Raw genomic sequence first — 13405 nt, 5'->3', positions numbered from 1 at the left:
AGCTGTATTAGCTTGCAGGGTTTTCAGCTTTTTTGATGGTAACAGCCAGTTCGCTGCCGCCATCTTCAAGATCCATAAAAATTTCATCACCGCTTGATATTTTAGAGGTAATGATTTCCTCGGCAAGAACGTCTTCTACATACTTTTGTATTGCGCGTTTTAGAGGCCTTGCACCATATTGCTTATCAAAACCTTTTTCGGCAATAAAATCAGTTGCCTTCTGGCTCAGCTGAATGTTGTAGCCAAGGTCTTTAATCCTTGCATACAGCTTTTGTAGCTCAATGGTAATAATCTGGTCAATGTGTTCTTTTTCAAGAGCATTAAACACAATTATATCATCTATACGGTTAATGAACTCCGGAGCAAAAGTTTTCTTTAATGCAGCCTCAATAACGCCTTTGGTGTGCTCATCTGCCTGTGATTTTTTGGCAGAAGTACCAAAGCCTACGCCTTGCCCGAAATCTTTCAGCTGGCGGGCACCCACGTTAGAAGTCATTATTATAATGGTATTCTTAAAGTCAATTTTACGGCCCAGGCTATCGGTTAAGAAACCGTCATCCAGCACCTGAAGCATCATGTTGAATACATCAGGGTGGGCTTTTTCAATCTCGTCAAGAAGTACTACACAGTAAGGCTTGCGGCGTACTTTTTCAGTAAGCTGCCCGCCTTCTTCATAACCTACATATCCCGGAGGCGCACCTACAAGGCGCGATATGGCAAATTTTTCCATATACTCGCTCATGTCTATACGTATCAATGCGTCTTCGCTGTCAAACAATTCTTTGGCAATAACCTTGGCAAGCTGGGTTTTACCCACACCGGTCTGTCCTAAGAAAATAAATGAGCCTATGGGTTTGTTAGGGTCTTTAAGCCCAGCACGGTTGCGCTGTATTGACTTGGCAATTTTTTGTACTGCCTCGTCCTGGCCAATTACCTTACCTTTAATGAGTTCCGGTAGTTTAGCTAACTTGTTGCTTTCAGTTTGAGCAATACGGTTTACCGGTATACCGGTCATCATGCTTACCACATCGGCCACGTTGTCTTCGGTAACGGTAACGCGGTTGTTTTTAGAATCTTCTTCCCACTGCTCCTGGGCAATGGCAAGGTCTTTTTCAATGCGTTTTTCGTCGTCGCGAAGCTTGGCAGCTTCTTCGTATTTCTGTTTTTTAACCACGCTGTTTTTTAGCTCACGCACTTCCTCAAGCTTGCGTTCAAGGTCAAGTATTTGCTTAGGTACATCAATGTTGGTAATGTGCACGCGGCTACCTGCCTCATCAAGCGCATCAATAGCCTTGTCCGGAAGGAAACGCTCGCTCATGTAGCGGTCCGTAAGTTTTACACACGCTTCGATAGCCTCATCGGTATAAATAACGTTGTGGTGGTCTTCATATTTGTTCTTGATGTTGTTCAGGATTGTGATAGTTTCCGCTACGCTTGTAGGTTCAACTATAACTTTCTGGAAACGCCTTTCAAGGGCACCATCCTTCTCAATATACTGGCGGTACTCGTCAAGGGTAGTTGCGCCAATGCACTGTATTTCGCCACGGGCAAGGGCAGGCTTAAACATATTGCTTGCATCAAGCGAACCTGTAGCACCACCTGCCCCCACAATGGTGTGAATTTCATCTATAAACAGAATGATATCGTCGTTCTTTTCAAGCTCGTTCATAACGGCTTTCATGCGTTCTTCAAACTGTCCGCGGTACTTGGTGCCGGCCACAAGGCTGGCAAGGTCCAGCGTTACAACGCGTTTGTTAAACAGTATGCGCGATACTTTTTTCTGTATAATGCGCAGTGCAAGCCCTTCGGCAATGGCACTTTTACCTACACCCGGCTCGCCAATAAGCAGCGGGTTGTTTTTCTTGCGGCGGCTAAGGATCTGGCTTACACGCTCAATTTCCTTTTCACGGCCCACAACAGGGTCAAGCTTGCCTTCTTCGGCAAGTTCAGTAAGGTCTCGGCCAAAGTTATCAAGAACCGGGGTTTTTGATTTTTTGTTGGCTTTGTTTCCGGAAGCAGGGTTGCTAAAGCCGCTGTCGCCACGCAGGCTGTCATCTTGTCCCGGATCGTCGTTATAGGACTCTGCCTTTGGCAGGTTTTCCATAAAATCTTCTTCGTTTGATGTCATGCTAATGAATTGTTCTTTAACAGTTTCATAATCAATTTTAAGCTTGTTCAGCAGCTTTGTGGTAGGGTCGTTCTCGTTGCGCAAAATACACAGCAGCAGGTGTGCGGTGCTAATGCTGGTGCTTTGAAACACTTTAGCCTCCAGGAAGGTAGTTCTCAAAGCCCTTTCGGCCTGGCGTGTAAGGTGAAGGTTCTTTTTTTCGTTATTGCGCTCTGCTGTAGGGTTTGCAGGGCTTAATATCTCTACCTTTTTACGCAGGTGGTCAAGGTCAACGTTTATGTTGGTAAGGATGGATATGGCTTTGCCGTTGCCATCTCGCAACATGCCTAACATAAGGTGCTCGGTGCCAATAAAGTCATGCCCCAGGCGCAAGGCTTCTTCCTTGCTGTAGGTAATGACGTCTTTGACCCTTGGTGAAAAATTATCATCCATAAATAATTCCTTTCTATATATCGTAAATGTAATTATTTACATAACATTTTACAAAAATCATACCTACATGAAGTATTGTCATGCTAAGTGACAAAAAAAATGTGAGAAATAAAAGGCTTTTAGTAATAGTTTATTAACCGCAGCCCTTTATTTTACTGTTGATAAATGCTTTAAAATTCTTAATTCAAACGATTACAAACCCGATAAAATTGCGTATATTGGCACGTTTTGATATAACTGTTAAAAATCTATAAATTTTAATATAACTATTTATGGCAGAAGGAGAAAAGTTAATTCCCATTAACATAGAAGACCAAATGAAAAGTGCGTATATCGACTATTCGATGTCGGTAATCGTATCAAGGGCGCTTCCGGATGTTAGGGATGGCTTGAAACCCGTGCACAGAAGGGTACTTTACGGAATGTATGAATTGGGCGTAATGAGCAACAGGGCCCACAAAAAATCAGCAAGGATTGTAGGAGAGGTGCTGGGTAAATACCACCCGCACGGAGACTCATCAGTATATGATACTATGGTGCGTATGGCCCAGGAATGGAGCCTGCGCTACCTGCTTGTAGACGGACAGGGTAACTTTGGCTCTGTAGATGGCGACAGCCCCGCTGCAATGCGTTATACCGAGGCCAGGCTTAAAAAGATTTCTGAGGAAATTATGAGCGACCTTGACAAAGAAACCGTTGACTTTCAGTATAACTTTGACGACACCCTGCAGGAGCCTACTGTAATGCCTACGCGTGTGCCCAACCTGCTTGTAAACGGTGCCAGCGGTATTGCTGTGGGTATGGCCACCAATATGGCCCCGCACAACCTTACCGAAGTTATAGACGGTACCCTTGCCTATATTGACAATAACGATATTGAGATAGACGAACTTATGCACCATATAAAAGCACCTGATTTTCCTACAGGCGGTACAATATATGGTTATGAGGGCGTGCGCGAAGCATTTAAAACAGGCCGTGGCCGCGTTGTTGTGCGTGCCAAGACCAGTTTTGAAGAAGTAGACGGGCGTGAGTGTATTATTGTTACCGAAATTCCGTACCAGGTTAATAAAGCCGACATGATCAAGAAAACGGCTGACATGGTTAACGAGAAGAAAATTGACGGTATTGCCAATATTCGCGATGAGTCTGACCGTAACGGTATGCGCATTGTGTACATACTTAAAAAAGATGCCGTGCCTAATGTGGTGCTTAACACCTTATATAAGTTTACACAGCTACAGTCTTCTTTCAGCGTAAATAACATTGCGCTTGTAAACGGCCGCCCTCAGCTGCTTAACCTTAAAGAAATGATTCATTACTTTGTGGAGCACAGGCATGATGTGGTAGTACGCCGCACGCAGTATGAGCTTCGCAAGGCAGAGGAGAGGGCACACATATTAGAAGGCCTTATTATAGCATCTGATAATATAGACGAGGTTATTGCCATAATCCGTGGCAGTAAAGACGGCGAAGAAGCCCGTGCCAAATTAATGGAGCGCTTTAACCTGAGCGAAATCCAGGCGCGCGCCATTGTAGAAATGAGGCTAAGGCAGCTTACCGGCCTTGAGCAGGATAAGCTTCGTGCAGAATATGCCGAAATAATGAAGTTAATAGCCGAATTAAAAGCACTCCTTGAAAGCAAAGAGCTAAGGATGGAGCTTATTAAAGAAGAGCTTACTGAAATTAAAGATAAGTTTGGCGATGACCGCCGCAGCCAGATTGAATATGCCGGTGGCGACGTGAGCATTGAAGACCTTATTGCCGACGAGAATGTGGTTATTACCATAAGCCACGCCGGCTACATTAAGCGTACCCCGCTTAGCGAATACAAAACCCAAAGCCGTGGCGGTGTAGGCCAGAAAGGTGTGGCTACCCGCGATGCCGACTTCCTGGAGCATCTGTTTGTGGCTACCAACCACCAGTACATGCTGTTCTTTACACAAAAAGGCAAGTGTTTCTGGATGAGGGTATATGAAATTCCGGAAGGCAGCAAAACCAGCAAAGGCCGCGCCATACAAAACCTTATTAATATAGAAAACGATGATAAGGTTAAGGCTTTCATTTGTACCCAGGACCTTAAAAATGAGGAGTACATAAACAGCCACTACGTTATTATGGCTACCAAGCAGGGTATTGTTAAAAAGACTTCGCTTGAGCAATACAGCCGCCCAAGGACTAACGGTATTGCGGCCATTACCATACGTGAAGACGATGAGCTGCTTGAAGCAAAACTAACCACAGGCGAAAGCCAGGTGCTTATTGCCGTTAAGAGCGGTAAGCTGGTGCGTTTTGAAGAAGGTAAGACCCGCCCAATGGGCCGCAGCGCTTCGGGAGTTCGTGGTATAACGCTGGCCGATGAGAAAGATGAAGTAATTGGCATGGTATCTGTAAATGATATGAACAGTGAGATACTTGTGGTGTCTGAAAATGGATATGGCAAGCGTTCGAGCCTTGAAGATTATCGTATTACCAACCGTGGCGGTAAGGGTGTTAAAACACTTAGCATTACCGATAAGACCGGTGCACTGGTGTCTATTAATAACGTTACTGATGCTGATGACCTTATGATCATTAACAAGTCTGGCCTTACCATACGTATGAAGGTAAGCGACCTGCGTGTTATGGGCCGTGCCACACAAGGCGTAAGGCTTATTAACATCAAAGGTAACGACTCTATTGCTGCCGTAACCAAAGTAATGCGTGAGGAAGAGGCCGTTGAGGAAGCTGAAAACGAAGCCCTTGAAGCAGGTGATGAAAACGGTATTAACGGTATAATCCTTCCGGAAGGTACCGATGCCGAAGACCTTGAGCTGGGGACTGAAGATACTGACGAAACAATTGAATAAACTATAATTTGCAACTTATGAAAATTAGATTTGTATTAGCTGCAGCACTTATGCTCTCTATGGGTGCTTATGCACAAAAAGATGAGCTTAAGGCCCTGAAAAAGTATGACACCAAGTTTGAAAAAATGGAAGAGCCTACTGCTGCCGATGTACAGGAATATAAAAACCTGGTAGACGCTGCCGAAACCAAGCTTGCGTTTGCTGAAAAAGAGCAGCAAATAGAAATTTATTTCTATAAAGGTAAGTATAATCTGGGCCAGCTTAGCCAGATGATGACAAACCCTACGGCTTCATCTGATTATTACTTTCACATGAAAGATGCTTTTGACCATGTTATTGAGCTTGAAAAAGACGGTAAGCAAAAGTATACCAAGATTATTATTGATGAGATTTACCCAAGGGTTAAAGCGGTTATATCTACATTGGGAGACCAGCTTGTAAAAGGTGATGAGCTTGCACTGGCATCTCAGTATTTCTATACGGCTTATGGCCTTGATACTACAGATAATTATATGCTGTACAGGGCTGCATCTTATGCAGTAAACGCAAAAGAGTTTAAAAAAGCCCTTGACTATTATTTAGAGCTTGACAAAACCGGCTGGACAGGCGAGGGTTCTGCATTTACTGCAAGAAACAAAGCTACCGGTGTGGTTGAGTCTTTCCCTAACAAATCTGTAAGGGATGCTGCACTTTTACAAGGGTATGACACGCCTTCTGAGCAGAAATTTGAATCGGTTAAAGGCGAAATTGTAAGGAACATTGCACTTTTGTACCTTGAGCTTGGCCAGGAAGATAAAGCTAAAGAAGCTATTGCTAATGCACGTAAGCTAAACCCTAACGATGTGGGGCTTATTATTGCTGAGGCTAACTTCTACCTTACTGCTAAAGATTATGACGGTTACAAAAGGCTTATAAATGAGGCTGTGGCAAAACAGCCTAACAATGCCGACCTCTTTTATAACCTTGCGGCTGTAAGTGCACAAACCAATGCTAAAGAGGCTGAAGCCAACTACAAAAAGGCTATTGAAATTAAGCCTGACTACCAGCTGGCTTATGTAAGGCTGGGTGACCTTATGCTAATGGATGAGGAATCACTTACAAAGCAAATGAACGACCTTGGTAACTCTGCTGCTGATAATAAAAAGTATGCCGAACTTAAAAAGCAGAAAGAAACCAACTATAAGGCTGCTGTAGGTTACTATGAAAAAGCGTATAACCTTGATAAAAACGACCAGTACACAATAGGTATGCTGGCCAGCCTTTACCAGGCGCTTGAAATGAGCGATAAAGCTGCTGAATTTAAAGCAAAACGTAAACAGTAATTCCTGTTTATTTATACAAGAAGGCCCTGCAAATGCAGGGCCTTTCTTATTTTACATATGTTTATTTCCTATTCTTCCTTAGCGGAAATACTGCCTTTTGGCGGGTATTGTATTTTGTCCTTAAGGGCTTCAATACGTTCCGGGTCAAAAGCGGGTAGCTGCAGGTCATCAGTATCAACCCAGTGCTGTACTTTTTCTGCGGCCAGCCTGGTTTTATCTTCATCAATACCTTTATCGCGGGCCATATACAGGGTTTGGCTGGGGTAGGCAAAATCAGTGCCGCTGGCGGCTACAATATCCAGTATGCGCAGGTACAGGTCTTCTTCCACTTCTTCGGCGGTATCAATATTCGGGGCTTCAATGTAGGCGTTAATTTCGATTTTGTAGCCACTTGCGGTAAGGCCACCAAAGCGTACTTTAGCCGGCTCATTGCTTACTTTCGGGTGTGAATAGAACATGGTGCGTATTTCCACCAGCAGGTAGCGCAGTTGTGCCGGAGTAGTTTCCATACGGAATTCAAGTACAGGGTTAAAGAAAAATTTATCGCGATGGGCATAATTTTCAATATTGTTACTGCTAAACAACCCATTTGGTATGGTTACAATTGTGCGCTCAGGGGTGCGCAGACGGGTACTGCGCATACCTATGCTTTCTACGGTGCCTTTTATTTCGCCAACTTTACAAAAATCGCCTACGCGAATGGGCTGGTCTGCAATCAGGGTAACGCTGCCCACAAAGTTCTCCACTGTTTTTTGTGCACCAAGTGCAAGGGCAATACCACCTATGCCCAGTGCGGCAAGCCAGGTGGTAACATCAAAACCTACAGCGCTTAGCACGGCTATAACACCTATTACTACAATAACTATTTTAGCCATACGGCGCAAAAACAGTATTACTGATATTGCGGAGAGGCGTTTGCGCAACGTCATGCGTTGCTGTGTATAAATACTTAAATAATCAGTAAGCCTCCACAGCAGGATAAGGAATGCAAATATGGTAGCGGTAAAAATTATGGTGTTAAATTTTTGACGCACAATGATAGATATGCCCACCTGTAATGATACCGCAACAAAAAGGCGAACCGCAAGGTACAGGCGCACAGGCTGTTCAAAAGCCTGAATTATGGCAGTTGCTTTTTCGCGCTTTTCTTTTTTCCAGAATTTAGAGAGTATGGTGCCTAAGAGCGATATTAATCCCCATGCCACCAGGTATGATAGTATACCAATGGCTATAACTGCCAGCCAATGGCCTACAGGTACACCCCACAGGCGGCGTTCGCGCATTGAGGCAGGCAGTACCTTATCAATCAGCAGGTCGCTTTTTATGTTTATGGAGGTAACATCGTCTACGGTTTCCTGGGTAAAACGCCAAACGGGTGGTTTGCCTTCGCCGGCTGTGTTTTCTACATACAGGTTTATTTCGTCTTCACCAACTGTGATTTTACCTACCTGGTCGGTATTCGGTTCAAGGTCGTCATCGGTACGGCCGGTGGCTTTGTTGCTAAGCAGGGACGATGCATAAAAATCACCACCGGTATCCAGCAGCCTTTGAAATGCCTGTACTACTTTTTTCTTTTGGCTGCTTCGCCTAACCGACCTGCGCAGGGTAAGGTACTGGCTGGCACGGTTGTAGTTCTGATCGCCCATAGCGTTTAAAAAACCATCTACCGTACTGCGTGGGTTGTCGCGCCCCAAAGAATCTTTGGGTACCTCCTGTACTGTCTCTTTGGCATCTGAAGCAGCTGCGCCCAATAGTTGCGCGCTAAGCGATACAGGTAAACATAAAAGTGCAAAAAGGCTAAGCAGTGCAAGCCGGTTTTTGAAAGGTGTGTACATGGCAGTTGGTTTAGCTTAGTAAAGTTAAAGAAACGCTGTAAGAAAGGGTAGTGGGTTTAACGTTATTTTATTCGAAAAGATGTTTATTGCCTGATGCTACACATCAAGGTCAAACATTTTTCTAAGTTGCTCAAGCGCGGGGTTAATGGCCTTAAGCTTTTCGTATTTTTCTTCGGGGGTAAAGGCGTGGCGGGTGCTGATAACCTCATTAACGTGCACATCAATAACAATATCGTGGTTGTGCAGCTTGCCGCGAAGGTAACCCAGCAGTTCGAGCTTGCTATTGTCAAAGTCTACCTTGCTGCCGGCATTGGGCAGCTCAAGGCGAATGGTAAACCCGTCTTTATCAAGCACGGGGTCGTTAATTTGCATATAGGTAGCCATAATTTTTTGGCCGCTGTCGCTAAGGCGCTGTGCAAATTTATTCCATTGCAGGCGCATATCAGTCTCGCTAAAGGCTTCGCGCGGAAGCTCATCAGGGTTTTTAATCTGCGAACGCTGCGTTTCCTGCAACTCACGCTTCATCCTGATGCTCGAGAGTGAAAATGCCGAAACCCTGGGCTGGCCGTCGTCATCGTTTTTAACAACGGGAGGCTTTACTACTTCGGGTTCTTCAACCTCAAGTTCTTTTACAGGGAGTGCAGTAATGGGTGCAGGTGCTGTTTGTTGTGCAGCAGATGTGGCCTGAGGTGCGTTGGCTACAGGTGCTGAAACCGGTACAACAGGCTGGGAATCTTTAAAATAATGCGCGGGGACTATATAGCCGTCAACTTTTTTTTTTCTCCATCAAAAGTGATAGAGGCAAGCTGCATAAGGCACAGTTCTACTAAAAGGCGCTGGTTTTGGCTGGTTTTATACTTCAGGTCGGTATCATTGGCAATATCAATGGCCTGAAGCAAAAACGCCTGGCTGGCTTTTTGGGCCTGTGCGGCATAAAGTGCCTGAGCTACTTCGCCGGCTTCTAAAAGCACAAGCGTGGCAGGGTTTTGGCACACCATAAGGTCGCGGAAATGCGATGCAAGCCCGGCAACAAAGTGGTGCCCGTCAAAACCTTTGGCTAAAATTTCGTTATAAATAAGCAGCAGTTCGGGTATACGGTTGCCTAGTATAAGGTCGGTTACCTTTACATAATACTCATAATCAAGTACATTAAGATTTTCGGTAACGGCCTGGCGTGTAAGGTTAGTACCGCAGTAACTTACCACACGGTCAAAAATAGAAAGGGCATCGCGCATGGCGCCGTCTGCCTTTTGGGCTATAATGTGCAGTGCATCGTCTTCAAAGGTAATACCCTGGCTGCGCGCTACTTCGGCAAGGTGGTCTTTGGCATCTTTAACCGTTATGCGCTTAAAGTCGAATATCTGGCAGCGCGATAATATAGTGGGGATAATCTTGTGCTTCTCGGTAGTAGCCAGTATAAAAATGGCATGGCGCGGCGGTTCTTCAAGCGTTTTAAGGAACGCATTAAAAGCCGCCTGAGACAGCATGTGCACCTCATCTATAATATACACCTTGTACTTGCCGGTTTGGGGTGGTATGCGCACCTGGTCTATAAGGCTGCGGATGTCGTCTACCGAGTTGTTACTGGCGGCATCGAGCTCAAACACATTAAAGGCAAAATCTTCAAAAGGGTCATCATAACCCTCCTGGTTTATTTTGCGGGCCAGTATGCGTGCGCAGGTGGTTTTGCCCACACCGCGCGGGCCGGTAAACAGCAGCGCCTGGGCTAAGTGGTTGTTGTCTATGGCGTTTAGCAGCGTATTGGTAATAGCCTGCTGGCCCACTACGTCTTTAAACGTTTGGGGGCGGTACTTGCGGGCTGATACGATGAATTGTTCCATAGGTCTATTGGCAAAGATAATTGATTTTTGGAATTTTAGTATGTTAGAATTTTAGAATATTAGACAGGACGGAAGCGGTCAGCCATCAGCAATTAGCTATCAGATGATTAGGTGTTTATGTGTTATGTCTAATATTCTAAAATACCAAAATTCTAATATACCAACCTAACACTCCTTTTCAGAAGACAGCTTCTTAACCAGCCATGGCAGTGTTAAGCCCTGACCTAATAACGTAAACAGCACTACGGCTACTGATATAAATATAATCTCGTTGCGCAGGGGGAAGGGCGTGCCGTCTTCCAGCTCCTTGGGTAACCCAATGGCTATGGCAAGCGATACTATGCCGCGCATGCCGCTCCAGCTTATAATAAGGCTTGTGCGGAAGTCGAGCAATGCTTCTTTGGTTATGCGCGAGCGTTTCATGGAAAGTGCCTTTTTTAGCCTGCTGCGTTGCATAAACACACGCAACGTGCGGATGAGCAGCGTTACCACCGTTATGAGCAGGGCATATAGTAAATACGGAATTACCTGGTCTTTCGGGATGTTTTTTAATACGTAAGGATATTGCAGGCCGATTAAAATAAAAATCAGGCCGTTGAGCATAAAGATGATGATATCCCAAATGTGGCGCGACTGGTTTTTAAGGTTATCGGGGAACACCTTGTTGCTTACAAAAGCTATGGAAAGGCCCAGCGTTACCACGGCTATTACGCCCGATACATGGAGTTCTTCAGCCAAAAGATAGGTTACAAACGGTAGCAACAGCAGGAAACTGATGATAATCATGGGGCTTTGGCGCACAAACTTCAATAAAAAAATAAGGCGTGACATAAGCGAACCAATTACAATTCCCCCGGCAAGGAGCATTACAAACTCGAGGGATGCTTTCCATAATATGAATGAAGCCCCGCCCACAGCTGCCACGGCAAAGCGGTAGGCCACAAGTGCAGAGGCATCGTTTATAAGGCTTTCGCCCTCGAGTATGGTGTTGGTTTTATGTGATATATTGAGCCCCCTGGTAATGCTCATGGCAGCAACGGCATCGGTAGCGCTGAGTATGGCGCCCAGTACAAATGCCAGCGGCCACGTCATGCCAGGCACCAGATAGCGTGCCACTACGGCTATGCCCAGCGTGGTGAGGAATACCAGTGTTATGGCCAGCGTGCTTATGGTGCTTATGTGTGTCTTAAAATCGGTAAACGAAATATTAAAAGCAGCATCATACAGCAGGGGAGGCAAAAAGATAAGGAATACAATCTCGGGGTTTATCTCTATTTTAGGCACTTCTGGCGCAAAGCCTATGGCAATGCCTGCCACTATAAGCAATATAGGGTAGGGGAATTTAAACTTTTCGGCCACGGCAGAAAGCCCTATCATTATGGCCATTATAAACAGTACTACGGTGTAGTTTTCCAATTTTTATTGAACGATTTAAAGATTGAATGATTTAAAAATTCGTGACTATAAATATAGTAAACCTTATAAATCCCACGAATTTTTCAATCTTTAAATCGTCAATTTTTAAATTTTTATGCCACTACTTCGGCAATTTTCTCGGTGGAAAGCAGGTCGAGCAGGGCGTGCTCTGATGCGTTGAGCTCGCCGGCGTTATGTGTTTCTGTAACGGTGGCGTTGTAGTTCCATATAGAACCGTTTTCATAAGCGGCTACTACGGTGGGATGCACATAGTATTTTTTACATACGGTGCGGGTATTGCCCAGTTTTTGCGCCACGTGGTCTAACACGTTAATGATGTTCTTTTTAAGCTCGGCCTGGGTTTTAAATTCGCCCAATTCATGAAAGGCACACAGCGCGTTGAGGCTGCCGGCCCAGGCACGGAAATCTTTGGCGGTAAAGTCTTCGCCCGATACTTCTTTTAAGTAATGGTTTACATCTGCCGAGCCTATGCTGTGGTGCTTGCCGTCATGGTCATAATATTGGAAAAGCTCCTGCCCGGGTATGTCCCTGCATTTTTTTACCAGGTTGGCCATACGGCGGCTTTGCAGCTTGATTTTGTGCTTAACGCCCTTTTTACCCACAAACTCAAAGTTTACGGTAGCGCCATCAAATTTTACGTGCTTATCGCGAAGGGTGGTAAGCCCAAAAGAGCCGTATAACTTTTTATAGGCATCGTTACCAATGCGTATGTTGGTGAGCTCAATTAGCTTTATTACAAGGGCCACTACCTTTTCATAAGGCAGCCCCTGCCGCTTCAGGTCATGCTCTACCTGCTCGCGTATGTGGGGCAGGGCAAGGGCAAAACGGCGCAGACGGTAAAATTTGCTTTGGTTTCTGATTTTATTCCAATCAGGGTGGTAGCGGTATTGCTTGCGGCCTTTGGCATCTATACCCGTTACCTGCAAGTGCCCGTTTTGATAAGGGGAAATCCAAACGTATTGCCATGCCGGGGGGATGACCAGCTTTTTAATACGTTCTAAAACCTCCTTATCCTTAACGGTATTTCCGGATTCGTCTTTATATGAAAAGCCGTTGGCGCGGCGCTTGCGGTAATATCCTTTATCGGATGCTAAGCAATAGCGCAGGCCAACGGCTTTAGCGGTTGTTTTAGGGTCGCTCCCTATTTTTTCAAGCTTTTTTTGCAGGCGTTCCATGGGTTATTGCTGTTCAATACGGCCACGGATACTCATATCAAGCAATCGTTTCGCAGCGTCATTTTCATCGCCACCGGGGCCAACTACAAACACGCCTTTTTCGCCTTTGGCAGACCTTATGCCATATACGGTAGATTCATCGCCGGGGTCTGATTCGCCCTCATAGCGATAAATGTGCTCAATGGTAAAGTCATCTGCATTGTGTGCTATGCGTTCTTCTTCAAGGTTAAAGTCGGTTGTAAAACCTTTTTCGGCAAGTTCCTGCAGGGCCTTGCTTACTGTTGCGTAGTGATACATCTGTCTGTCCATAATCGCTAATTTTTTAAGTTACGTTTGTTTTACACTTAAAATTAGCCAATATGTTTTTTGAAGTCACCCAACTAAAT

At 45.1% G+C, this 13405-nt stretch carries 10 protein-coding genes; 3 read left to right on the top strand and 7 right to left on the bottom strand.

Features of this window, described 5'->3' with window-relative positions:
* Positions 1-7 precede the first annotated feature (7 nt).
* On the bottom strand, positions 8-2560 hold the full coding sequence (locus AM279_RS04345) for an ATP-dependent Clp protease ATP-binding subunit (RefSeq protein WP_054406419.1): 2553 nt from the start codon (positions 2558-2560) through the stop codon (positions 8-10).
* 272 nt (positions 2561-2832) lie between these two features.
* Here AM279_RS04345 and gyrA point away from each other — a divergent pair, with 272 nt between their 5' ends.
* Positions 2833-5409 (top strand): DNA gyrase subunit A, encoded by a 2577-nt coding sequence (gene gyrA, locus AM279_RS04340; protein ID WP_054406418.1) that lies wholly within the window; start codon positions 2833-2835, stop codon positions 5407-5409.
* A gap of 17 nt (positions 5410-5426) precedes the next feature.
* Positions 5427-6731, top strand: a complete 1305-nt coding sequence (locus AM279_RS04335) for a tetratricopeptide repeat protein (protein ID WP_074961720.1) — start codon at positions 5427-5429, stop codon at positions 6729-6731.
* Positions 6732-6799: 68 nt separating this feature from the next.
* Here AM279_RS04335 and AM279_RS04330 read toward each other — a convergent pair whose 3' ends face one another.
* Positions 6800-8566, bottom strand: a complete 1767-nt coding sequence (locus tag AM279_RS04330) for a mechanosensitive ion channel family protein (protein ID WP_054406416.1) — start codon at positions 8564-8566, stop codon at positions 6800-6802.
* Between the two features lie 96 nt (positions 8567-8662).
* Entirely contained in the window at positions 8663-9091 is a 429-nt protein-coding gene (locus AM279_RS20455; protein WP_074961718.1) for a hypothetical protein, read from the bottom strand.
* A 4-nt stretch (positions 9092-9095) separates the two neighbouring features.
* On the opposite strand from AM279_RS20455, the gene AM279_RS20595 reads away from it, so the two are divergent.
* Complete coding sequence (locus AM279_RS20595) at positions 9096-9254, top strand: hypothetical protein (protein WP_160316427.1); 159 nt, start codon at positions 9096-9098, stop codon at positions 9252-9254.
* A gap of 67 nt (positions 9255-9321) precedes the next feature.
* Here AM279_RS20595 and dnaX read toward each other — a convergent pair whose 3' ends face one another.
* The 4 genes from dnaX to AM279_RS04305 form a co-directional block, all read right to left on the bottom strand.
* A complete protein-coding gene (gene dnaX, locus AM279_RS04320; protein WP_054406415.1) occupies positions 9322-10407 on the bottom strand; it encodes a DNA polymerase III subunit gamma/tau in 1086 nt (361 codons plus the stop codon).
* Positions 10408-10572: 165 nt separating this feature from the next.
* Positions 10573-11823, bottom strand: coding sequence for a Na+/H+ antiporter (locus AM279_RS04315; protein WP_054406414.1), 1251 nt, complete (start codon positions 11821-11823; stop codon positions 10573-10575).
* A gap of 113 nt (positions 11824-11936) precedes the next feature.
* Entirely contained in the window at positions 11937-13019 is a 1083-nt protein-coding gene (locus tag AM279_RS04310; RefSeq protein ID WP_054406413.1) for a DNA topoisomerase IB, read from the bottom strand.
* 3 nt (positions 13020-13022) lie between these two features.
* Positions 13023-13328: a hypothetical protein gene (locus AM279_RS04305; protein ID WP_054406412.1), complete on the bottom strand. Its 306-nt coding sequence runs from the start codon at positions 13326-13328 to the stop codon at positions 13023-13025.
* Positions 13329-13405: the final 77 nt, after the last annotated feature.

The organism is Flavobacterium akiainvivens, from assembly GCF_001278115.1.
Lineage (GTDB): Bacteria > Bacteroidota > Bacteroidia > Flavobacteriales > Flavobacteriaceae > Flavobacterium > Flavobacterium akiainvivens.
Note: the sequence above shows the minus strand (reverse complement) of the source record. Positions and strands in the feature narration are given on the sequence as shown.